The 23688-nt window shown below is 38.0% G+C and carries 23 protein-coding genes; 12 read left to right on the top strand and 11 right to left on the bottom strand.

Features of this window, described 5'->3' with window-relative positions; genetic code table 11:
* The first annotated feature begins 121 nt into the window (after positions 1–121).
* On the top strand, positions 122–1504 hold the full coding sequence (locus BLQ05_RS05255) for a DUF6056 family protein (protein ID WP_023576659.1): 1383 nt from the start codon (positions 122–124) through the stop codon (positions 1502–1504).
* Here the strand turns inward: BLQ05_RS05255 and BLQ05_RS05250 are convergent, their stop codons facing one another.
* Complete coding sequence (locus BLQ05_RS05250) at positions 1505–2761, bottom strand: TPR end-of-group domain-containing protein (protein ID WP_023576658.1); 1257 nt, start codon at positions 2759–2761, stop codon at positions 1505–1507. It lies immediately after the preceding gene.
* 141 nt (positions 2762–2902) lie between these two features.
* On the opposite strand from BLQ05_RS05250, the gene BLQ05_RS05245 reads away from it, so the two are divergent.
* Positions 2903–4324 (top strand): L-serine ammonia-lyase, encoded by a 1422-nt coding sequence (locus BLQ05_RS05245; RefSeq protein WP_023576657.1) that lies wholly within the window; start codon positions 2903–2905, stop codon positions 4322–4324.
* Positions 4325–4391: 67 nt separating this feature from the next.
* On the opposite strand, the gene BLQ05_RS05240 is transcribed toward BLQ05_RS05245, so the two are convergent.
* Positions 4392–5474: a porin gene (locus BLQ05_RS05240; protein ID WP_023576656.1), complete on the bottom strand. Its 1083-nt coding sequence runs from the start codon at positions 5472–5474 to the stop codon at positions 4392–4394.
* Positions 5475–5572: 98 nt separating this feature from the next.
* Positions 5573–6010: a hypothetical protein gene (locus BLQ05_RS05235; RefSeq protein WP_023576655.1), complete on the bottom strand. Its 438-nt coding sequence runs from the start codon at positions 6008–6010 to the stop codon at positions 5573–5575.
* Positions 6011–6172: 162 nt separating this feature from the next.
* Here BLQ05_RS05235 and panB point away from each other — a divergent pair, with 162 nt between their 5' ends.
* From panB to ypfJ, 6 genes are all read left to right on the top strand, one after another.
* Positions 6173–6991, top strand: coding sequence for a 3-methyl-2-oxobutanoate hydroxymethyltransferase (gene panB / locus BLQ05_RS05230; RefSeq protein ID WP_023576654.1), 819 nt, complete (start codon positions 6173–6175; stop codon positions 6989–6991).
* A 69-nt stretch (positions 6992–7060) separates the two neighbouring features.
* The gene (locus BLQ05_RS05225) at positions 7061–7414 is read left to right on the top strand and encodes a four helix bundle protein (RefSeq protein WP_023576653.1); all 354 of its coding nucleotides are present in this window, start codon (positions 7061–7063) and stop codon (positions 7412–7414) included.
* A gap of 36 nt (positions 7415–7450) precedes the next feature.
* The gene (locus BLQ05_RS05220; RefSeq protein WP_023576652.1) at positions 7451–8140 is read left to right on the top strand and encodes an RluA family pseudouridine synthase; all 690 of its coding nucleotides are present in this window, start codon (positions 7451–7453) and stop codon (positions 8138–8140) included.
* Between the two features lie 41 nt (positions 8141–8181).
* A complete protein-coding gene (locus tag BLQ05_RS05215; RefSeq protein WP_035654581.1) occupies positions 8182–9570 on the top strand; it encodes a DUF5723 family protein in 1389 nt (462 codons plus the stop codon).
* 24 nt (positions 9571–9594) lie between these two features.
* Entirely contained in the window at positions 9595–10344 is a 750-nt protein-coding gene (locus tag BLQ05_RS05210) for a DUF2189 domain-containing protein (RefSeq protein ID WP_023576650.1), read from the top strand.
* Between the two features lie 40 nt (positions 10345–10384).
* Complete coding sequence (gene ypfJ / locus BLQ05_RS05205; RefSeq protein ID WP_023576649.1) at positions 10385–11233, top strand: KPN_02809 family neutral zinc metallopeptidase; 849 nt, start codon at positions 10385–10387, stop codon at positions 11231–11233.
* 64 nt (positions 11234–11297) lie between these two features.
* Here ypfJ and BLQ05_RS05200 read toward each other — a convergent pair whose 3' ends face one another.
* From BLQ05_RS05200 to BLQ05_RS05190, 3 genes are all read right to left on the bottom strand, one after another.
* Positions 11298–12833, bottom strand: coding sequence for a YifB family Mg chelatase-like AAA ATPase (locus BLQ05_RS05200; protein ID WP_023576648.1), 1536 nt, complete (start codon positions 12831–12833; stop codon positions 11298–11300).
* A gap of 154 nt (positions 12834–12987) precedes the next feature.
* Positions 12988–13617: a DUF6705 family protein gene (locus BLQ05_RS05195; RefSeq protein ID WP_023576647.1), complete on the bottom strand. Its 630-nt coding sequence runs from the start codon at positions 13615–13617 to the stop codon at positions 12988–12990.
* A gap of 50 nt (positions 13618–13667) precedes the next feature.
* Positions 13668–13940 carry a hypothetical protein gene (locus BLQ05_RS05190; RefSeq protein ID WP_023576646.1) on the bottom strand — a complete coding sequence of 91 codons (273 nt, stop codon included), beginning with the start codon at positions 13938–13940 and terminating at the stop codon, positions 13668–13670.
* A 49-nt stretch (positions 13941–13989) separates the two neighbouring features.
* Here BLQ05_RS05190 and BLQ05_RS05185 point away from each other — a divergent pair, with 49 nt between their 5' ends.
* On the top strand, positions 13990–14367 hold the full coding sequence (locus tag BLQ05_RS05185) for a PH domain-containing protein (RefSeq protein ID WP_023576645.1): 378 nt from the start codon (positions 13990–13992) through the stop codon (positions 14365–14367).
* Positions 14368–14398: 31 nt separating this feature from the next.
* Here BLQ05_RS05185 and BLQ05_RS05180 read toward each other — a convergent pair whose 3' ends face one another.
* The 4 genes from BLQ05_RS05180 to BLQ05_RS05165 are packed head-to-tail and all read right to left on the bottom strand — an operon-like array spanning position 14399 to position 19410.
* Positions 14399–16423: a protein-disulfide reductase DsbD family protein gene (locus BLQ05_RS05180; RefSeq protein ID WP_035654579.1), complete on the bottom strand. Its 2025-nt coding sequence runs from the start codon at positions 16421–16423 to the stop codon at positions 14399–14401.
* A complete protein-coding gene (tilS, locus tag BLQ05_RS05175; protein ID WP_023576643.1) occupies positions 16423–17727 on the bottom strand; it encodes a tRNA lysidine(34) synthetase TilS in 1305 nt (434 codons plus the stop codon). The genes BLQ05_RS05180 and tilS overlap by 1 nt, the downstream gene beginning before the upstream one ends.
* A 24-nt stretch (positions 17728–17751) precedes the next feature.
* Positions 17752–18111, bottom strand: a complete 360-nt coding sequence (locus BLQ05_RS05170; protein ID WP_023576642.1) for a hypothetical protein — start codon at positions 18109–18111, stop codon at positions 17752–17754.
* 6 nt (positions 18112–18117) lie between these two features.
* Positions 18118–19410, bottom strand: a complete 1293-nt coding sequence (locus tag BLQ05_RS05165; protein ID WP_023576641.1) for an anthranilate synthase component I family protein — start codon at positions 19408–19410, stop codon at positions 18118–18120.
* Between the two features lie 284 nt (positions 19411–19694).
* On the opposite strand from BLQ05_RS05165, the gene BLQ05_RS05155 reads away from it, so the two are divergent.
* The 3 genes from BLQ05_RS05155 to BLQ05_RS05150 all read left to right on the top strand — a co-directional run bounded on the left by BLQ05_RS05155 (position 19695) and on the right by BLQ05_RS05150 (position 21867).
* Entirely contained in the window at positions 19695–21020 is a 1326-nt protein-coding gene (locus tag BLQ05_RS05155; RefSeq protein ID WP_023576639.1) for a tetratricopeptide repeat protein, read from the top strand.
* 12 nt (positions 21021–21032) lie between these two features.
* Positions 21033–21416 (top strand): tetratricopeptide repeat protein, encoded by a 384-nt coding sequence (locus BLQ05_RS13820; RefSeq protein ID WP_023576638.1) that lies wholly within the window; start codon positions 21033–21035, stop codon positions 21414–21416.
* A gap of 76 nt (positions 21417–21492) precedes the next feature.
* Positions 21493–21867 (top strand): DoxX family membrane protein, encoded by a 375-nt coding sequence (locus BLQ05_RS05150; RefSeq protein WP_023576637.1) that lies wholly within the window; start codon positions 21493–21495, stop codon positions 21865–21867.
* 332 nt (positions 21868–22199) lie between these two features.
* On the opposite strand, the gene lpdA is transcribed toward BLQ05_RS05150, so the two are convergent.
* A complete protein-coding gene (gene lpdA / locus BLQ05_RS05145) occupies positions 22200–23603 on the bottom strand; it encodes a dihydrolipoyl dehydrogenase (RefSeq protein WP_023576636.1) in 1404 nt (467 codons plus the stop codon).
* Positions 23604–23688: the final 85 nt, after the last annotated feature.

Genomic DNA, 23688 nt, shown 5'->3' with positions numbered 1-23688 from the left:
ATAAAATGTCAGATTCTGTTAAAAAACAAATAAAAAAACTGACAGGATGACATTAATCTGCTTTTGTCTGGGTATAAATACTCTTTAAAACTTATATTTGACATTTAATTCTAACACAGTAATGACATTTTTTAAAAACAGCGGAATAACATTTCTGAGTATCACCGGTTTACTGGTTATAACACTGATTTTGTCTCTGAATCTCAATACCTTTTATTGGGCAGATGATTATGCTGTATTGAATGAGGTACATGATTTAGGTATCTATCAAAGGTGCATTCACGGTTATTTCACTTGGGATGGACGCTACCTGACACCTGCCGCTTTTTTGCAAGGCGCCTTTTTAAAGCTGTTGCCGGTGGAAATGATAACCTTATTCTGGAACTGTTGCTTTCTCTTGAGCGGAGTGCTTTTATTTTACATCATTAAAGAAGAGACAAATGACAAGTCCGGTACTTTAAATAAAACTTATTTACCTTTACTGATTACCGTTATTTTCTGGCTGGGTTCTTACGCACATATCGGACAAACGATTTATTGGGCAACCGGTGGCGTTTATTCATTTAATCTGTTGTTAGGTGCGATTTGGTTGCTTCTGTTCTACAAAGTTCCGAAAACTAATCGGCCGGTTTTCAAAATCGTCTTTTTAATTTTCACAGTATTTATCGGCTTAACAACTCAAAATCTGACCATTGGTTTTATTGCGCTTTTATTGCTGACAGTCGTAACCGATTTCCTCAAAAACGAGAAGAGAAACATCAATTATAATGTACTCTTACTTCTTATTATTATCGGCGGAACCCTATTTTTAAGTCTGGCTCCCGGAAATTTTTTACGGGTGGAAGAAATCAATAATTCGGCATTCAGAAATAGTACTTTATGGATGCTTATCAGGAATTCTGCCTTTACATTGGCAACCTATTTCTTATATTCATTCATCCTGATAATTTTATCGGTTTTAGCTGCATTTGTTTATGTCTTCCAGAGCGGCAACAAGATTTCGGCAACGATTAAAAGTCATATTTTCATCCCCAAAACAAAAGAACGGTTCCTTGCTTTTATCGCTACTTACAAATACCTGATTGTCGCTTTTAGTACGATTTTACCTTTTATAACCATGCCGGAAGTAGTTTCTTCAAGAACGGCCATTTATTTCATGTTCTTTATCGTTATTTTCATCTTTCGATTCATTCATCAATTGACAGTGGTTCAGCTGAATACGAAAGAAAACAGAATTTCTTCCGTACTGAGTTACACGCTGTTTTTTGCCGCTTTCGGCTTTATCGTTTACAATTTTCAGAAAGGAAGTGCACTTAAAATCGAAATAGCGAAACGTGAATTGCTTTTAAAGAATTCCAAAAATAAAGTGGTCAGCATCAAAAAAATAGAAGAGAACCTAAAATCGTATTGCTATGATTTCAGGGATTTCAGAAGCAATGACGATTGGGCCGTTGAAGCTCAGGAAATTTATTTCGGTTGTACCCAAATTGTTGTTGAAGAGTAGTTATCGTATTTTATATTGAAACAACATCGGGTTTTCAAACTTGGTTTCGTCAAGATGGAATTGCTTGTCATAGCCTTTCCAAGGTGAATTCGAAAAGAAATACAAAGTAGCATTGATAATGGTAGCCAGCGCCGGTTCGTCAAATTCCGATCGGTTATGATCAATGATTTTAAACGAGGAAATCTCTTTCTGGTTTTGATTCAGAGTATACTGAATTACCCGAATCGGTTTCACTCCGTTATGAATGGCAAAAAGCGAATTTTCATGAAAAACTAAACCATCAATTCCTTTTACCGTCGTTTCTTTTGGAAAGTCAAGCCAGTTTCTGTTATGCGTATTGTTCACATCAACAACCACAATTCCTTTTAAATAATCGGCGATATAAAGTTTGGATTGTTTTTCGTTAAACGTAATTCCTTGCAGATTAAACGCTTCCGATTTCAAATCCAGCCAAACCGACATGACATCATTTGAAATTCTGTATATTTTAGCTTCACCACTATCCGAAACATAAACATTCCCGCTTTTGTCCAGAATCAAATCGCCAAAAACGTGATTGCCTTCCATAGGAAAGCGTTTGACTATTTTTCGGGTACGAATATCGATTTTCAGCACCTCGGCTTTCCCTTCCATTTCCTTTGAAAAACCTAACATTTCCGGCATGGCAGCCGTGGCAACCCACAGGTAATTCTCTTTGGCATCCGATTTCATGGCAAATACCGAAAAATTACTTTCCGTAAACCAATCCGAACACTGTCCGGTTGTAAAATCAAAGGCAACAATTTTCTTTTTCCGGATGCTCGATGCCAGCCAGGTTTTTGTTTTTGGCAGATAAATCAATCCTTCCGGATGCAGATTTTTTTCGGTTAACGAAATTACTTTTTCAGAATTTCCTATTGGTTTTTCCAGTTCCGATTTCAACCGAATCACTTTCTCAAATTCGGAAGTGCTTTTCAGACTATCAAAGTCGGCCTCCTTTTCAATATCGATTGTATTGTTCATCAGCAGCAATTTTTCCAATATTGAAATTGCTTTTTCCTTTTCATTATTTAATGCATAAGCTGCCGCAAGATTGTAGGTATAGGTTGGATGTGAGGGACGAAGATGATCTAATTGCTTAGTGATTATCAAAAACCGAGCGTACTCTTTGGCCTTATAAGCTTCCGTGCTCTGAATGTAAAGTTCCCGTTGCGATTGCGAGAAACAAACAATTGAAAATAAAAGTGTTAATACAATTAATACTCTTTGCTTCTTCATGATTTTTTTGATTGATTGCCCAAAAATACAGTTTTAAAACAAATGGGCAACTTAAGGTTATTATAAAAAAATAAAAGCGCTATGAACTGTCAAATTATCGAATTATCTTTGTGTTAAACAAACCAAATCTCAGAATAACGTATGGAATGTATTTCCGTTTTTGATATGCTTAAAATTGGTGTCGGACCATCGAGTTCGCACACTTTAGGCCCTTGGCGTGCCGCCGAACAATTCCTTGCCGAAATCCGTGAACGCAATATGATTGACAACATCAACCGGATTAAAGTCGACTTATACGGTTCGCTTTCGCTGACAGGGAAAGGACATGCAACTGATTTGGCCGTAATGTTGGGATTAAGCGGTGCCGATCCGGAATATATTCCCGTGGAAAGTATCGACGTGATTATTACTGCCATCAAAAACAAAAAGGAAATCTTTCTCGGAAATGAAATTATCATTCCGTTTGATTTTGAGAAAGACATTGTTTTCAACAAGAACTTCCTTCCGTTTCACGCGAACGGACTGACTTTTACGGTTTACACCGATAATGAAGAATACAGCTCTACCTTCTACTCTATCGGAGGAGGATTTGTGGTAAAAGAAGACCGCGAGCATTCGAAAGAAAACAAGGAAATCAAAAGAACCTTTCCTTATCCGATTGACAAGGCAGCCGAATTATTGGCGTTTTGTCAAAAAGAAAACAAGAAGGTTTCCGAAATCGTTTACGAAAACGAAAAATCGATGCGTTCCGAAGAAGAAATCAATCACGAATTGATGCGCATTTGGAATACGATGCTCGAATGTATTTATATTGGTTGTCATTCCGAAGGCACCTTACCGGGCGGATTGAATGTGCGACGTCGTGCGTATGACATGCATAAGAATTTAATTGGCGTGTTGCCTTATGACAATCCGCAATCGTGGTTGGAAACCATCCGAATGACCGAAGTGAAATTCCGTCAGATATTGAAATGGGTAAGCTGTTTCGCCTTGGCAGTTAATGAGGTAAATGCTTCTTTAGGCCGTGTAGTTACCGCACCAACCAACGGAAGTGCGGGAGTAATTCCAGCGGTTCTGATGTATTATCTGGTAATTGAAAACCACGAAGCCGACGAAGCACAAATCAAGCAGTTTTTGATGGTGGCCGGAGAAATCGGAAGTATCTTCAAAAAAGGCGCAACGATTTCAGCAGCTATGGGTGGATGTCAGGCCGAAATTGGCGTATCCTCTGCCATGGCAGCGGCAGCCTTATGTGAAGTGATGGGCGGAACCCCGGAACAGGTTTTAGTAGCCGCCGAAATCGCTATGGAACATCATTTAGGCTTAACCTGCGACCCTATTGGCGGATTGGTACAGATTCCGTGTATCGAGAGAAATACGATGGGAGCCATTAAAGCCATCAATGCAGCCGAATTGGCCATGGAAACCGATCCTAAAAACGCAAAAGTGCCGTTGGATAAAGTAGTCGACACGATGTGGCAAACGGCTAAAGACATGAATAACAAATACAAAGAAACTTCAGAGGGTGGTTTGGCAGTAGCTGTGAACTTATCGGATTGTTAATCTTAAAAATATAAACCACAAATTCGCAGATTGCACCTGTCATAATCTGCGAATCTGCGGCTAAAACTTAAAATTCAAACGACATTGCGGTTGTCACAAAAAAGTTGTCTTTCGAATACCCGCTTTGCGTTGCAAAATTTTCCGTATCGGAATGTAACCAACGTGCTTCGGTTCGTATTTTCACTTTAGCATTGGGTAAGAAATCTAAATTTAAAGAGTTTCCGATAGTTTTAAAACTGCCGTTATCAGCAGAAATTACAATATTTTCCTTATCCTGATAATATTCGGAACGATAGGCAATCTGCCACTTATTTGAAATACAATACTGTGTAATCAGTACAGGACTGTACCAATTGGCAAAACCGTCACTTTCAATTCGTTTCTGCAAACCGTAATCAAATCCCATAATCGTACGCCATTGGTCGTTCCATTGATTATCCCAATAGACATTACTAAAATAGCGCGTTCGCAAATTTTCTCCAACGGGTTCATCACCAATAAAAGTACTCCAGTTTAAGGTGCTTTTTGATGAAGATTTGTATACAATCTGACTTCCGAAAGCCGGCAATGCATTTTTGTTTGGTTTGTTGATTCGCTGCCAGCCGTTATTCAAAATCCCGCTGAATAACCATTTTTCATTCGGTTTGTAATTCAGTTTTACACCGGATAAAAAATAGGGCGAATTTTCAGCTAAAATCGAGCGGGTCAGATTCAGATTGCTTGAAGAAGTTGCCGTTTCAAATCCGATATGCGAAGCGAAAATTCCAGCTTCTATACTCGTTTTCTGACTCTTATCCAAATAAGCGCCAATGTAAGCTTCGCTTAATAATTTCAAATCTTCATTGGAATAATTATCCTGTACATACGTTCCCGTGTGCATTGCAATTTTTGCATAAAAATTATCATAGGAAATGGAACTTCGAAACATAGCCATGTTCACGTTAAACTCGTTATGCCTGTTGTGATTATATAAGAAATCCTGTCTTTTTGTGCCTTGCGGTTCATTGAAATCATAAGAATAATACGTTTCAAGATACCCTGAAAAATCAAATTTGACTTTCGGGGAAACAAGCGAATCCTGCGCCCAAACGGCAAATCCGCTTATCAAAAACAATGAGGCATAAACCAACTTATTGTTACGGTACTTCATTTGGCTAAATTAATTTGATTTTCGTTCCAAAACAACAACCTATCGGAATTGGAAATCATGGGCCTTTTTACAATGCAACATCGCTTCAGAATAAAAATTTACTGTTTTTTACGTCTCGTATCAATCAGATAAATAATTTTCCAAACCTCATTTTCTTTATAAAGCGTAAAAGCGTTTACTCCGGAATGACTAAATTTTCCGTTTATATAAAACTCGTAAGGCGTCCAGGCTTGCGCCATTTTACCATCAATCTGAATGTTATAACTCAGGATTTTTTCCTCAAATTTTAAATCGGCTGGAAATGTGGAAATCGATTTGTAAAATTCGGCTGGTTTTTCGTCTTCAAAACGGGTTCCCTTCTGCCCTTCCATAATCGATTGCAGAATGATTTTTTCAGAACAAACCGATTTAATTTTCATCGTGTCTTTTGCATGAAAACCTGCAAAGAATGTTTTTACGGTATTTTCAATTTCTGCTTTCTGAGCGTTCACGGTTATTGTAAAACAAACAGCTATAAGTAAAAGAAGGTTTTTCATGTTTTTTTGTGTTTATCTGATAATAAGTAGTATTTATCGGGATATTGTTACGTCGTTTTAGAAATTGTAGTAATTTTACAAACTAATTTCAGCAGAAAAAGGCAGTTAAAAGTCAATTCAGCACTACTAACTTTCAATTTCTAACATCTAACTTTAAAAAATATGTCAGTAGCCAAAAAAGATTACAAAAGAATTACCACAAAGTCTTTAATCGAAATGAAAGCAAACGGAGAGAAAATCTCAATGCTTACCGCTTATGATTATACTATGGCAAAAATTGTTGACGCTTCAGGTGTTGACGTGATTTTAGTGGGTGATTCTGCCAGTAATGTAATGGCCGGACACGAAACTACGCTTCCCATCACTTTGGATCAGATGATTTACCATGCTTCAAGTGTGGTCAGAGCGGCAGAAAGAGCTTTGGTTGTGGTGGATTTACCTTTCGGAAGTTATCAATCCGATTCGAAAGAAGCCTTGCGTTCTTCCATCCGAATCATGAAAGAAAGCGGTGGACATGCCGTGAAATTGGAAGGCGGAAGCGAAATCAAAGATTCCATCAAGAAAATATTAAACGCCGGAATTCCCGTTATGGGACATTTGGGTTTAACGCCGCAATCCATTTATAAATTCGGAACTTATACCGTTCGAGCCAAAGAAGAGGCTGAAGCTGAAAAATTATTGGATGATGCCAAAATGTTGGAAAAAATCGGGTGTTTTGCCTTGGTTTTGGAAAAAATCCCATCCGCACTGGCTAAAAAAGTGGCCGAAAGCATCTCGATTCCGGTTATTGGTATTGGTGCCGGAAGTGGTGTTGACGGACAGGTTTTGGTATTGCATGACATGATTGGAATGACGCACGAATTCAGTCCGCGTTTCTTAAGACGTTATATGAATCTTTACGAAGACATGACCAAAGCCATCGGTCAATATGTTGATGATGTGAAAGCGGTTGATTTTCCTAATGCGAATGAGCAATACTAGTCTGACTAACTTAGACTTCTTAGACTGTTAGAATATTAGATTTTTAGATTTTTTACACGCTGAATTTATATGCATCAATTTAAAGAATTGGGAATTTGGAAAAAAAGCAGGCTGTTTTGTTCCGACATTTATTCCATTACATCCTCTTTCCCAAATGAAGAAAAATTTGGTCTTATAAACCAATTAAGAAGAGCATCTGTTTCTATTCCTTCAAATATCGCTGAAGGTTCTTCCCGAAATTCAAATAAAGATTTTTCAAGATTTTTAGAAATTGCCATAGGTTCTGCTTATGAAGTTGAAACACAACTTATAATTGCTTCCGATTTAGGTTTTATTGATTCAGAAAAATTAGTTTTCTTATCCAATCAACTTAATGAAATAATAAAAATGATTTCAAAATTTCGTTCTACATTAAAAATCTAAGTGGTCTAAGTCAGTCAAAAAATCTAAGCAGTCTAAATGAAAATAATTTCTACAAAAGACAACCTTCAAATACTTCATGAAGACAATCATATCATTGTCATCAATAAGCGTGTAGGCGATATTGTCCAGGGAGATAAAACCGGCGACAAACCGCTTAGCGACGTTGTTAAGGAATATATCAAAGAAAAATACAACAAACCAGGTGATGTTTTTTTAGGTGTGGTACATCGTTTGGACCGCCCTACAACCGGAATTGTGGTTTTCGCCAAGACCTCAAAAGCTTTGACCCGCCTGAATGAAATGTTCAGTAATCGGGAAACTCAGAAAACCTATTGGGCAGTGGTGAAAAACCAACCGCCTAAAACAGAAGATGTACTAATCCATTTTCTGAAACGCAATCCGAAAAACAATACCTCAAAAGCCCATGTAAAAGAAGTTCCGGAAAGCAAAAAAGCCAGTCTGGATTATAAAATCATTAAGAAACTGGACAATTATTTTGTATTGGAAATTAACCTGCATACGGGAAGACATCATCAGATTCGTAGCCAGCTTTCGGCCATCGGTAGCCCTATTAAAGGGGATTTGAAATATGGTTTCGACCGAAGCAATCAAGATGGCGGAATTCATCTGCATTCCCGAAAATTGGTATTTACACATCCGGTAACCAAAGAACAAATGGAAATTATTGCTCCTGTTCCAAATGACGTGATTTGGAAAAGTGTATAATTTTTCTTTAATTTAAAGTTCTAATCCTTAATTTCAGTTGTATGAAGAAAGTATTACTCCTATGTTGCTCATTAATGACATTAAACGGCTTTTCTCAGGAACACTTCTCCGGAATTAATATTTCCAAGAGAGCCGGTTTACTGAATGCGTCCATTAACCCTGCGGAATTAACAAATATGTCAAGAAAGTTTGACGTTAATGTTTTTAATACCAGTGTCAATGTGTCCAACAATAAAATAAAATTTAACGATATCATGAAAGGGGAAAACCTGGAAGAGAAAATCTTTACAGGTTCTGACCCAACAAGCATGCGATTGGATGTACTGATTCAGGGGCCATCGGTTGCCATGAAATACAAGAAATGGGCTTTTGCACTGGCCTCAGCCGGAAACATTAAAGCGAATGCCACAGATGTTGATGTGAATTTCGGGAATGCCGTAACCAATTCTTTTTTGGGAACCGCACAAATTAATTCACAATACAATCAACGAATGAATGCTGCTTCCTGGGGTGAAATCAATCTTTCCGCAGCCAGAAATATCTTTGAAAACGACACTCACAAATTCAGCGGCGGAGCAACATTAAAATTGCTTTTCCCGGGTTCGTATATGAATATGGGTATCGACAAGTTACAGGGAGAAGTGACAAATGATCCCGTTACAGGAGATGTTTACTTATACAACGCTTATGCAAATGTGAATTTCTCTTATTCAGGTTCTTTAGCCGAAAGCTATGAAGACAATTCCAATTACACTAAGTTATTTGCCGGAGGTTTGAGTGGAATTGGTGCCGATTTTGGCTTCAACTATCAATTAAAAGACAACATGGCTCCCACAAGGGAGGATGTGAATCCGGTGGAAACTGCGAATGAAACCAGAAGAGTTGACGAATACAAACTGAATGTTGGGTTTTCATTCCGAAACATGGGCACGATGACTTTTAAAGATGATAATAACAGCTCATCCAATTATCAATTAAACATCCCTACAACGAATCCTTTAAATTTGGGTGATTTTGAAGGGACTGATAGTGTAAAAGATATCGAACAGTTACTTATTGATGAAGGTTACCTGACCAAAGAGTCCTCAAACGGAGATTTTAAAGTGAAACTTCCTGCCGTTATCAATTTGTATGCAGATTATAGAATCCATAATAAATGGTATGTTTCTGCCTACACACAGCAAAAATTATCCGATGACAGTCAGAACGACTTTACAACAATTCAGAACATCATAACGGTAACTCCCCGTTTTGCTGGTAAAAATTATGAATTGTATATGCCATTATCCGACAATGAAGTCTCCGGTTTTACCACCGGTTTCGGTTTCCGATTGGGTGGCTTCTTTTTAGGTTCCGGTTCCATCGTAACCGCTGCGCTTAACAATTCCAAACAAGCTGATATTTACATGGGATTCCGATTCGGAATTTAATACTCAATAACCTATAATTATACAATGAATCACATCAACAAACGTCTTTCTGAAATAAGACAAAACGGTTTTGAACTTGACTTAGGAAATTTAATCAACGAAAGTTTCGAAAACTATAAAAAAATAGCATTACTGGCTGGATTAGCATTAACAATCGTCATCTTGACACTAATGATTGCAGCAATCTACGGCATGAGCTATTTTGTAGATTTTGAAAATTTTAAACAAGAGCAATTTGTACTGGATTTTAATACCTTCACTCCGATGCAAATTGCAATGTATATAGGAGCTTCCGCTTTTTTTGCGATGTTTTTTGCTCCTTTTACGGCAGGTTTAATCAAAATTGCGCACGATGTCGAAACCAAAGACGAAGTTTCTTTTTCAAATATTTTTGATTGTTACAAAGCAGCATACCTCAAGGATTTGATGTTGTCATCGTTTATAATTGCTTTGTTTACAAGTGGTATCGCTGTTGGTTTTCAAATGCTTCATCTGGAATTTGTCGGTACAATACTAAACTATGTTATTGGATTTCTGTCGTGTCTAACGATTCCACTGATTGTTTTTGGCCGATTAAATGCAGTTGACGCCATTGTAAACAGTATAATGGTAGTAACCAAGCAGCCTCTGATAATTTTTCTGGCTTTACTGCTTGCAATCATTGGGGTCTTTCTGGGATTAATCGCCTTTTGTTTAGGTATTTTCTTCACATTGCCTTACCTTTATTCTATGTATTATGCTATTTACAAAAACAGCATAGGTTTTGAAGAATAATTATTATCCTTAACGAATTCTAATTTAAAACTGTTTAATTATGAAATGGAGAGGAAACAGAGAAAGTGATAATGTGGAAGACCGAAGAGGTATTTCCGGCGGACAAGTGGCCGTTGGTGGCGGAATTATCGGTATTATCGTTTTATTGCTTAACCTATTTGGAGGTGAAAATGCACAGCAACTGACCCCTATTCTGGAGCAGATGCAACAAGGGCAACAACAACCAACCGAACAAAGAGAACTTACTGCGGAAGAAATTGAAATTGGAAAATTTGTTAAAACCAATTTCGCCTTCATGGAAGATACCTGGGTCAAGATATTCGAAGAAAACGGGATGACTTATGAAAAACCGAAAATGGTTTTATTCACAGGTCAGGTGCAAACCGCTTGTGGGGGGGCAACATCCGCATCCGGACCTTTTTATTGCCCGGCCGATAAAAAAGTTTACATGGACATGGCTTTTTTCGAAGAACTGCGAACCCGTTTCGGAGCCAAAGGCGGTGATTTTGCGATTGCCTATGTTATGGCACACGAAGTAGGTCATCATGTACAAACGTTATTGGGAACCTCGGGAAAAGTACGTCAGTTGCAAGCCGGTAAAAGTGAAGCGGAAGCCAATAAACTATCCGTTTGTTTGGAATTACAGGCCGATTTCTATGCCGGACTTTGGGCTTACCACAATAAACAATTTTTAGAAGAAGGCGATATAGAAGAAGCATTAAGTGCCGCTCATGCGGTAGGTGATGATGCAATTCAAACCAAAATGCAGGGACAAGTCAACCAGGAATCGTTTACGCACGGAAGTTCGGAACAACGAATGAAATGGTTCATGAGAGGCTACAAAACTGGCGACATAAGGCAAGGTGATACTTTTGCTGAAGAATTATAAAAAAATCGGGAAGCTTCCCGATTTTTTTATACTGCCAACTGAAATCTGCGAACTGATTACTGATTTATCCCAACCAACCATCCCTGTCCAGACTTCGGTATTGAATGGCTTCCGAAATATGATTGGCCCCTACTTTCTCTGCGCCCTCCAAATCGGCAATGGTTCTTGAAACTTTGAGAATTCGGTCATACGCACGGGCGGAAAGATTCAGCCGTTCCATAGCCGTTTTTAATAACTGAAGTGACGTTTCATCCAAAGCACAATGTTCCCTAATTTGTTTGGAACTCATTTGCGCATTGTAATGAATATGTTCAAAACTCTCGAATCGCGCCGACTGAATTTCCCTTGCTTTCGTTACCCTTTTTCGGATTTCAACACTGCTCTCCCCATTTCGCGTATCCGATAATTTTTCAAAAGGAACCGGAGTCACTTCGATGTGAATGTCGATTCGATCCAATAAAGGACCGGAAATTTTACTCAAATAGCGCTGCATTTCTGCCGGAGAAGAACTAACCGGCGCATCGGGATCATTGAAATACCCGCCCGGACTCGGATTCATACTCGCCACCAACATAAACGACGAAGGATAAGTAATCGTAAACTTCGCTCTGGAAATCGTTACTTCCCTGTCTTCCAAAGGCTGGCGCATGACTTCGAGAACTTCACGTTTAAATTCGGGTAGTTCATCCAAAAACAAAACTCCGTTATGTGCTAATGAAATTTCTCCCGGTTGAGGATAGCTGCCTCCTCCAACCAAAGCGGCACTTGATGCATTGTGATGCGGACTTCGGAACGGTCGCTGATTCATCAATCCGGTATCTTTTACCTTACCCGCGACACTGTGAATTTTTGTGGTTTCCAATGCTTCTTTTAACGTCATTGGCGGTAAAATACTTGGCAATCGTTTGGCTAACATGGTCTTCCCTGCACCGGGTGGTCCGATGAGAATCAGATTATGTCCTCCGGCGGCGGCGATTTCCATGCATCGTTTTATGGATTCTTGTCCACGTACTTCCGCAAAATCAAACTCGGGATAATCTAAGGTTTTATAAAATTCCTCACGGGTATTGATTACGGTTGGTTCTATCGTTCCTTTCCCTTCAAAAAAATCAATGACTTCCAATACATTTTCCACTCCGTAAACATCCAAACCCGCAACGATGGCCGCTTCTTTTACGTTTTCCTTCGGAAGAAAAAATCCTTTGTATCCTTCTTCTTTGGCTTTGATCGCGATGGACAAAGCCCCTTTTATGGGTTGCATGCCTCCGTCAAGGGAAAGTTCTCCCATAATGATGTACTTTCCAACTTCTTCCGATTTAATCTGACCCGTTGCCGCTAAAATTCCGATGGCAATAGTTAAATCATAAGCAGAGCCTTCTTTTCTCAAATCGGCGGGCGCCATATTGATGGTGATTTTTTTTACAGGAAGATTATAACCGTTGTTTTTTAATGCGGCAGCAATTCTATAACTGCTTTCTTTTATGGCGTTGTCGGGTAATCCTACCAAGTGGTAGCCTACTCCTTTATCTACGTTTACTTCTACGGTAACAGTCGTAGCGTCGACTCCAAAAACGGCGCTTCCAAATACTTTAACTAACATGGCGTGTAAATTTTATCAAATATAGTATTTTACTTATAAAAAACAAACGTACGGAATTAGAATCACAAATTAATTATTACTGTGCAATAGTAAATATAATTGCTGTTCAATAGAAAAAGGCTATCACAAAATCCAGATAGCCTTTTTCTATTCTTTATTCCCGAACAAGTGTATATTCTCCAAAAGGCAAACTAAAACCCTGATAATCATCTCCCAATCCAGCTGGTATACCACTTGCAGGATCTGTCATAATAAATTGAACTCTTAACTTTTCAACTCCACCTTCCATAACTCGTCTAATAATAAAATGAGCTCCAGCTGCCCAATCAGGGTTTCTACTTGGAAGCTCTTGAAATACCATAACTAATCTTTTTGTTACATCACAACCAACACATTCGGGAAACTGATTAATTTTATATCTCATTAAGCTATACATATTATACTTATGGATATCACTGTGATTATTATTAATATTATTAAGTGTATTTACGACAGTAACACCGTTCACTTTATATTCATATTCACCTATCAAATAATCTCTATAAAAAGTAACACCTGGCCTTGTTTCCAAAAATCTCAGTTTCTTTATAAATTTTACTTTTAAATAAGTAGTACCATCATTAAATAACCAACTTCCAACATATTGGTCTTGAAAATTTTCAGTGTCCTTGTAATAAAAATTATTTTTTTTATCTCCGGAACCAATCTGATATATTGGAAAAATTGTTTGAGATTTACAAGATATAGATGTAAATATCAATAAGCTTAAAATTATTTTTCTCATAAACTTCCTATTAAAAAAAATTACTGCCACAGTTTAAATACATCAACCAATCATTCTGCAAAACTTAACATAGTAATTGTTCCGGTAAAAATTAAAATGGCTAAAAAATAGTCAGATTTCAAAGAAAATTTATCCATTTGAATCCATTTAATCAGAGTCATTATGTAAACAACCGCAAGTCCAAGCAGGAAAGGAATGGTTAATAGTTCGCGTAAAAAATCAATGGCAACACTCTGTATTTTATAGGTACTTAGAAAGACCAGAGTACCAAAATAAAGAAAACTAATTATACTGAAAGTTACTGCGGCTTTTTTAAATGTCATACGTCGTTTTTTTATAAATTTATCGAAATTATTAATACGTCATAAAATTATGGGATTATTTAACGCCATTATGGGGAATGCTTCGGAAGTAAGCATCGAGAAAATTTCACAGGAATTCCAACCGATTTTAATTAACGGGGAACATATTGAGAAAGCATACAAAATCGTTCGCGATACTTTTGTTTTCACTAACAAACGTTTGATCTTGGTAGACAAACAAGGCTTAACGGGTTCGAAAGTGGATTACCAGTCCATTCCCTATTCAAGTATTAAGAAGTTCTCAAAAGAAAGCGCCGGTCTTTTGGATTTGGATGCCGAACTGAAAATCTGGGTAACCGGAGAAAGTTTACCGATTAAAAAACAATTCGGAAAAGACAACAACATCAACGAAGTATATCAGATTTTAAGTCAGCATATTTTGAAATAAAAAAACGCCACTCGATTGAGTGGCGTTTTTTTTATTTTTTGAATTTGGCTATTCCGTTTTCCAGCCAGGTTTTGTATTCGGTTGCGTCGGGTGTATAACCAACCGGCTCGGACAATCGGTTGCCTTCAGAATCCAAAACGATATAATACGGTTGTGCATTGGCTTTATAATTCGTAATCTGAAAATCACTCCATTTGTTACCGATGGTTTTAATTTCTTTCCCGGTTTCTTTTGACGTATATTTTTCGTTTTCAGGCAATTCACGTTTATCGTCTACATATAACGAAATCAGGACTACCTTATCTTTTAAAAGGGAAAGTACTTCCGGTTTCGACCATACATAATCTTCCATTTTACGACAATTTACACAAGCAAATCCTGTAAAATCCAACAATACGGGTTTGTTTACCGATTTTGCATACGCCATCCCTTTTTCATAATCTTCAAAAGCTATCAGATCGTGGGCTCCTAAATGGGCGCCATCCGGTAAAATTTGTGCTGATGCAGTTCCTCCTCCTTTTGAATTACCCACCCCATACGGACTTTCGCTATACGTCATTGGTGGCGGGAAACCGGAAATCAGTTTTAAAGGCGCACCCCAAAGTCCCGGAATCAGGTAAATGGTAAAAGATAAAACTAATAAGCCTAATGATAATCTACCGACTGAAATATGTGAAAGCGGACTATCATGTGGTAAGGTAATTTTTCCGAAGAGATAATAGGCTAATGTTCCGAAAATGGTAATCCAAATCGCTAAGAATGTTTCTCTTTCCAGTAAATGTAATTGTAACACTAAGTCGGCATTCGATAAAAACTTAAACGCTAAAGCCAATTCTAAGAATCCTAAAACCACTTTTACCGTATTTAACCAGCCACCGGATTTTGGCAGTGAATTCAACCAACCCGGGAACATTGCAAACAACATAAACGGTAAAGCCAAAGCCAATGAAAATCCTAACATCCCAACAATTGGTGCTATTCCACCTTTGGAAGCGGCTTCAACCAATAACGTTCCCACAATCGGTCCGGTACAGGAAAACGATACGATTGCCAAGGCCAAAGCCATGAACAAAATACCGATTATCCCTCCTCTGTCCGCTTGACGGTCCACCTTATTTGCCCAGGAATTTGGTAACATGATTTCAAACGCGCCTAAGAACGAAGCCGCAAAAACCACTAATAAAACAAAGAATATAATGTTAAACCAAACGTTGGTTGACAAAGCATTCAAGGCATCGGCACCAAAAACAGCGGTAACCAAAGAACCCAATAAAACGTAGATAAGAATAATGGAAACACCATAAATAATTGCGTTTTTAATTCCATCCGCTTTTGTTTTGCTTTGTTTCGTAAAAAAACTCACGGTCATCGGAATCATCGGGAAAACGCACGGTGTCAGTAAGGCCGCGAATCCGGAGAAAAAAGCGAGAATGAAAATCATGAACAAACCTTTTTTCTCTTCTTGTTTTCCAATCGGTTTCTCAGAAGCTGCAGCAGTTGTTGTTTTAGTTTCCGATGAAGCTACTGTATCTGTTTTCACTTCTTCTTGTGTTGAAGTAGTATCAACTGAAGTCGTTGTTGTAGTAACATCTGAAGCTTTCACCGCTAAAGCCGGCAATTTGATTTCGAAAGTTTTGTCTTGCTGAATACACGATTCCTTACAAACCTGATATTCCACGTAAACCGAAACCGATTTTGCGTTGGGATTGGTAACTTTTATCGTCTGACGGAATTGCGCTTTGTTTTCAAACATATACTCGTCTACTTCAAAAATATCGCTGTAGACTTTTTTATACGGACTTTCCTTTGTTTTTCCGACTAATTCATAGTTTCCTTTCGCATTTTTGAACTGGAAAACCGTTGGCAGGGAACCACCTTCGGGTGTGAATTGTGAAAACATATGCCATTCGTGTTCGATAACGGCATCAAAAATCAAAACCACTTCGGTATCGGATTTCTTCTCCACCGAAGTTTTCCATTTTACCGGATCTAATATTTGAGCATAACCAGTTGAAAAGGCTAAAGATAATAACAGTAGGGCGAATAATTTCCTCATTACTTCAATTCAATTTTTATAATAGTTTGTGTTGTTTCATTTGCAAGGAAGCGTCTGTCGGCACGTTTTCCGACTATCCAAACGACTTCATTTTCAGAACATAAAATACGGACATTTTCCTTATCGATAAGCGAATATTTTTCGTCTTTGAAATACTTACTCAGCTTTTTCTTTCCATTCATTCCGGAAGGGTAAAAATAATCACCTTCCTCCCATTTACGAAATGTCAGCGGAAACTTTAACGTATCTTTATCAACAAATATACAGCCTTTCTGCTCCAAAGAAATGTCACCTTTGTTACAAACCGTTATTTTTAATGGAACATTAAGATTCTCCTTATCTTCATAAACAGGAAAAATTTCCGACTCCAACTCGTTTTTTTCGGCTAAAATAAGCTCATTTCGGTCTTTAAGCAATCGGTAGTGTTCTGAAAAAACCTGTTTTCCAGATTGTGCGGCCACCAAATCGTAGATATCATTCCAAGCCGTAAATCCGAAAGGTTTCAGCCATTGGTACAAATACGCCTGATAATTCGGTAAAACCATTAATTCGGTAAGGTTGATTCTTTTCTGATAATTGACATCCTCCACCACTTTCCGATATACGATTCGGGAAGCGTCATCTACCATGGAATGAGCTTGTTGCAGGTTTTCCAATGTCTGTTGAAAAGCATCTGAAAAACCAGGATTTAATTCTTTAAAAATCGGAATAACGTTATGGCGGAGTGTATTGCGTAAGTATTTGTCGGAAGCATTACTGCTGTCTTCTCGCCATTTTATATCATTTTCCTTGGCATAGTTTTCAATTTCCTTTCTTGAAAAAATCAAAAGGGGACGAATGATTTTACCATTCTGTTGCGGAATTCCGGTTAGTCCTTCCAGCCCGGTTCCCCTGGTAAAATTGATTAGAAAAGTCTCTATGGAATCATCGAGATGATGGGCAGTCAGTACATAATCAAACCCTTCTTTTTCCAATACTTCGTTAAACCAATCGTACCGAAGTTGGCGTGCAGCCACTTGAATGGACAGTTTATGTAAATCGGCATACTCTTTTGTTTCAAAATGATTTACAAATAATTTTATGTTGTAGTGATTACATTCTGAATTTACAAAAGTTTCATCACCATCGCTCTCCCCACTTCTCAAATTGAAATTGCAATGGGCTACTGAAATATTCAATTTCAGATGATGTAACAAATGAACCAAAACCATACTGTCGATACCACCGCTTACTGCAATAAGCAACCTTTTCCCATTTAGAAAAGGAAAGTTTTCATTGATATGATTTTGTAGTTTTTGAAGCATTTTCTATTTTACAATTTAATTTTGCTATTGATTAAGATTGTGTTTTTTGTTAAATTCTTTTCGGTTAAAAAGATAAGTATTTAATTCTCTTTTAGAATTTCTGATGATAAACCTTATTTTTTCTTTTTTTTCATCATTAACCCTATTTACTCTATCTGACTTTTCTTTTTTGTATTCATGGTAAGTCCAAAGAGAAAACAGTAAAATTATAAAACCCAAAACAATTGCAGAAGTACCGTTTATAGTACCATGCACTATATTTCCACTTTTACTGAATGTAAATCCTCCTGAAATGGTTTCGTTCAATTTAAGGTTCAGACCTATCAATACAATCAGTATCCCTCCAATCAATGAAACTCCGAAAAATATTTTTTTACCGTACATTTAATTTTATTTATCTGACAACACTTCCCGCATCGCCCTCGCCTTCAGCAAACATTCTTCGTATTCACTTTCCGGTTTGGATTCGGCAGTAATAGCGCTTCCTACGGAAAAGGAAACGTATTTTTCTTTGGAATTATACAAAATACTGCGAATGACCACGTTGAAATCGAAATCGCTATTCGGAGTAAAATAACCCACTGCCCCACTGTATAAGCCGCGTTTGGTTTCTTCGAGTTCTTCGATGATTTTCATTGCGGATATTTTGGGAGCTCCCGTCATGCTTCCCATCGGAAAAGTTGTCTTTATGATTTCCAAGGGAGCAGTCGCTTCGTCAACCTTAGAAACTATGGTGGAAATCATCTGATGCACCTGTTTGAAAGTGTAAATTCCGCATAATTCTTCCACCTGTACCGAACCTTTTGTAGCGGTGTGCGATAAATCATTACGAACCAAATCGACAATCATGATATTTTCCGAACGTTCTTTTGGGTTTTGAGATAATTCCAATTTGGATTTTTCATCCATTTCCTCATCAAAAACCCTTTTGGCCGTTCCCTTAATGGGTTGCGAAATTATTTTGGTTCCTTCTTTTCGGAGATAACGTTCCGGGGAAGCCGATAACAAATAATCGGTATTGTTTTTAAAGAAAGTGGCAAAAGGCGGTTCGGAAATCGCATTCAGCTTTTCATAAATCGAGAGCGGATTGATTTCGGTATTTTGTGCAAAAAATTCCATACAGAAATTGGCCTCATAAATATCGCCGCGGTGAATATGTTTGAGCATTTCACCTACTTTTTCAAGATAACTTTCTTTTGAAATGCGTTGCTCGATACTTACAGAAGGACAACTTTTGACTTCTGACTTTTGACTTTCTGCTATTTCTTGAAAATCGTACTCAATCTCATCATCACACATGTTCAGATAACAGATTTCCAGCTCATTGTCTTTTAACAGAAATAACTTCTTTGGCTGAAAGAAAAACAGGTCCGGAAAATGCAAACCGTCAAAATTTTGGGATTTCAGAACTTCGGTATCATTTTTTAAATCGTACGACAAATAACCAAACAACCAGTCTTTCGCTTGCTGCTGGTATTGTTTTAAATCTTCAAAAGCATTGTGGTAATCCGTTTTGATGGATGTGAAAGCATCCGCAGCCAGAACGACATCGTAACTTCCATACTGCTGCGGATAGGCATTACTGTCGAGAAAAATGACTTCGCGAAATTGTTGTGCCCAACCCAATAATTGTGCTTTGAAAGAATCCGGATCCGAAATATGCTTAAAAACAGAAGTTCTCAAATAGTGTTATTTAAAAGGTAAAAGTACGGTTTAACTGCTAAGTTCGCAAAGATTTTCACCAAGATCACAAAGATGCTATGGTTTTTCCTGTAGCCCCGGTTGGAGTGGCATTTTTAGACCTGACAGGTTTTTGAAACCTGTCAGGTCTAAAAATACAACGGAAAACGGGAACATGGATTCCTGATAAATCCCAAGCCATTCGCTCCAAATTACTACTTCAGGAAGAATCAAATCATCAATTTTAAGTAACTTTATATTGATTTTCAATCAAATACATCAGCATCATGAAAAAAGTCATTTTACTATTGGTGATTGTACTTCCCTTGTTTTTTTCGTGCAAAAAAGAAACACCACAAAAAGAGGAAGCAGTAGCTGGCAAAAACAGTATGAGTTGTGCACCTCAAACCGTCGATGCGAAATGGTATACTTCGGATAACAAAGCGCCGTTATTCAAAGGCATGGATGTGATTCATTATCCGATAACCACCAAAAATCCCGAGGCACAAAAGTATTTTAACCAAGGCTTGGCATTAGCATATGGTTTTAATCATGCCGAAGCTGCCCGTTCCTTTTATTATGCCACAAAACTCGACCCCGAATGCGCGATGTGTTTTTGGGGATTTGCTTATGTATTAGGTCCGAATTACAACGCCGGAATGGAACCCGACAATTACGAGAGAGCCTATAAAGCCATACAAACTGCTTTGAAACTGAGCAACAAAGCTTCTGAAAGCGAGAAAGCCTTAATCAACGCATTATCAAAACGCTATGTGGAAAAAGCAATTGAAGACCGAAGCAGTTTAGATATTGCCTATTCAAAAGCGATGAAAGAAGTCAATGCTAAATTTCCGGACGACATCAATATCAATGCGTTGTATGCGGAATCTGTCATGGATTTGCATCCGTGGGATTTGTACGAGAAAAACGGAACACCAAAAAAATGGACACCAGAAATCGTTGCCTTGATGGAAAAAATCCTGAAAAAAGACCCGAAACATATCGGTGCCAACCATTTTTACATTCACGCGGTTGAGGCCTCCACTACGCCGGAACGGGCAAATGCCTCTGCTAAATTCTTTGATGACGGATATGCGGCTTCTTTCGGGCATTTGGTACATATGCCGTCTCATATTTACATCCGGACCGGGGAATACCATAAAGGGACAATGGCAAATATTAACGCGGTGAAAGTCGACAGTAATTATGTTACGATGTGTCATGCTCAGGGCGCTTACCCTCTGGCTTATTACCCTCACAATTATCATTTTATGGCGGGTACGGCTACATTGGAAGGTAATTCAAAATGGGCTATGATTGGCGCTAATGAAACCGCAAATCATGTGCATCCAAAAAACATGATTGAGCCGGGTTGGTCCACCCTTCAACACTATTATGTGATTCCGTATTATGTGGCTGTGAAATTCGGGAAATGGGATGACATCCTGAAAATGAAATTGGTTTCCGATACGCTGAAATATCCAAAAGCTGTCTCTCATTACTCAAAAGGAATGGCTTATTTAGGCAAGAACGATTTGCGAAAAGCCAAAGCCGAAATGATGCGTTTGGAAGTTTTAGCCAATGACAAATCGCTTGAAAAAATGACGATTTAGGAAATCAACTCCATGCATTCTATAGTTGAAATTGCCTCCAAAGTTCTGAAAGCGGAGATCTTAGCATCGGAAAGAAATTATACCCAAAGCATTACTCTTTTACAAAAAGCAGTTGCCATTGAAGACGGCTTAAATTATAATGAACCGCCGGATTGGTTTTTCTCCGTAAGACATCATTTGGGAGCCGTTCAGATTGAAGCCGGCCACTATGAAGATGCAATTAAAACCTACGAGGAAGATTTAAAAAGATTACCGAAAAACGGTTGGGCACATCACGGATTGAAATTGGCCTATGAAAAACTTCACAATAAAGCGAAAGCAGCTGAAATGGAACAACTTCTTTCAAAAAGCTGGGCTACCGCAGATTTAAAAATTACAACGTCCAGAATCAAGTAAAAAATTAGAAAATGAACTCGATTATTTGATTTATTTTCTTACATTTAGCTTGCTAACCATTTAAAAACGAATACTTATGAAAATCGCAACTATTATTGTAAGAGTTCTGATTGGTGCTTTATTACTATTTGCCTCAATCGCCTATTTTTTCAAACTGTTTCCGGAACCTGAGATTACAGGCGATCTTAAAACTTTTAATGAAGGATTAGCGGCTTCCGGCTATTTAATGAACCTTGTAAAAGGATTGGAATTGCTTTGCGGTATAGCTTTTATTTCCGGAAAGTTCGTACGCTTGGCAAATTTGGTTTTATTACCGATATCAGTAAATATTGTATTGGTTCATCTTAATTTAGATCCGGCCAATATTGGCGCCGGAGCCTTCTTGTTTCTGGGAAACCTTTTTTTAATTTACAGACATTGGGGAAGTTACAAAGAATTATTCAAAGCTTAACTCTTAAAGTAATAAGGAGTAATAAAATTAAGGGCTGATAAAGAATTGAAATTGTAATAATTATATCTAAACGTACATTTTTAGCTATAATTTAAATTTTAAAACTGATTTAACTACTATTAAAATAACCAACCCTTAATTACTATTAAAATTGATGATAAAGCGCAAATTAAAACATAATACGCTAATTAAGCCGTCACTAAATTTAGTGATATTGCCTCACTGTTTTTAGTGATTTTACAGTTGGATGTTTTTTTGCAGTCGTCAGATATAAAAAAGAAACCCGTCTCGTTTTTCACAACAAGACGGGTTTTAATTTTAATTTATTTTGATTACACGTGTAACGCTCTGTTATCGGTAGCTGCTAATGCCGCTTCTTTGATAGCTTCGGCAAACGTTGGGTGTGCGTGCGACATTCTTGAGATGTCTTCTGCAGATGCTCTGAATTCCATTGCTGTTACCGCTTCGGCAATTAAATCGGCAGAACGTGCTCCAATCATGTGGATTCCTAAAACTTCATCCGTTTTAGCATCGGCAAGAATTTTCACGAAACCGTCTGTATCCGCACTGGCACGGGCACGACCTAAGGCTTTGAACGGGAAGTTACCCACTTTATAAGCTACACCGGCTTCTTTCAATTGCTCTTCTGTTTTACCAACGGCAGCCACTTCCGGCCAAGTGTAAACCACACCCGGAATTAAGTTATAATCGATATGCGGTTTTTGTCCGGCTAAAATTTCAGCAACCATAACTCCTTCTTCTTCCGCTTTATGTGCTAACATGGCACCACGAACTACGTCACCAATCGCATAAATATTTGCAGCAGTTGTTTGTAAATGATCGTTTACTTCAATCTGACCTCTTTCGGTAACTTTTACTCCGGCTTTATCAGCGTTTAAACCGTCTGTATAAGGACGACGACCAACAGAAACCAAAGAGTAATCTCCTTCTAGCGTGATGATTTCTCCTTTTGCGTTTTCGGCTTTAACCACAACACCTTCACCTACTCTGTCAACAGCTTGTACTTTGTGAGACGTGTAGAATTTCATGCCTTGTTTTTTCAAGACTTTGGTTAATTCTTTCGATAAAGCTGCGTCCATACCCGGAATGATTCGGTCCATGAATTCCACAACGGAAACCTGAGCTCCTAATCGTAAATATACCTGACCTAATTCTAAACCGATAACACCACCACCAATAATTACCAGGTGTTTAGGTACTTCCGGTAATTTTAAAGCTTCGGTAGAAGTAATGATTCTTTCTTTATCGATTTTGATGAATGGCAAAGACGATGGTTTTGAGCCGGTGGCAATGATTACATTTTTAGCTTCCAATTTTTCTACAGAACCGTCCGCTTTAGTTACATTAACCGTAGTTGCATTTTCGAATGACCCAACTCCTTCGAATACAGTAACGTTGTTTTTGTCCATTAAATATTTCACTCCGCCTGATGTCTGATCCACAACCGCTTGTTTACGATCGATCATTTTCTGAAGGTTTACTTTTACTTCTCCGGTCACTTCGATTCCGTGATCGGCAAAATGCTGTAACTCTTCGTAATGGTGAGAAGAAGCTAACATGGCTTTGGAAGGAATACATCCTACGTTAAGACAAGTTCCTCCAAGGGTTGAATATTTTTCGATAATGGCAGTTTTCATTCCCAACTGTGCGCAACGGATAGCCGCTACATAACCACCGGGACCTGAACCTATAATAACTACGTCAAATGCACTCATAGTATCTGATTTATGTTGTGTTTTTAAAAATTTCGAGTGACAAAATTAAGGAATTTTGTTTATTCGGGTATTCGTTTATTCGGTT

Source organism: Flavobacterium saliperosum (genome assembly GCF_900100625.1).
Taxonomy (GTDB): domain Bacteria; phylum Bacteroidota; class Bacteroidia; order Flavobacteriales; family Flavobacteriaceae; genus Flavobacterium; species Flavobacterium saliperosum.
The sequence above is the reverse complement of the archived record's forward strand: the minus strand, read 5'-3'. Positions and strand labels throughout refer to the sequence as shown.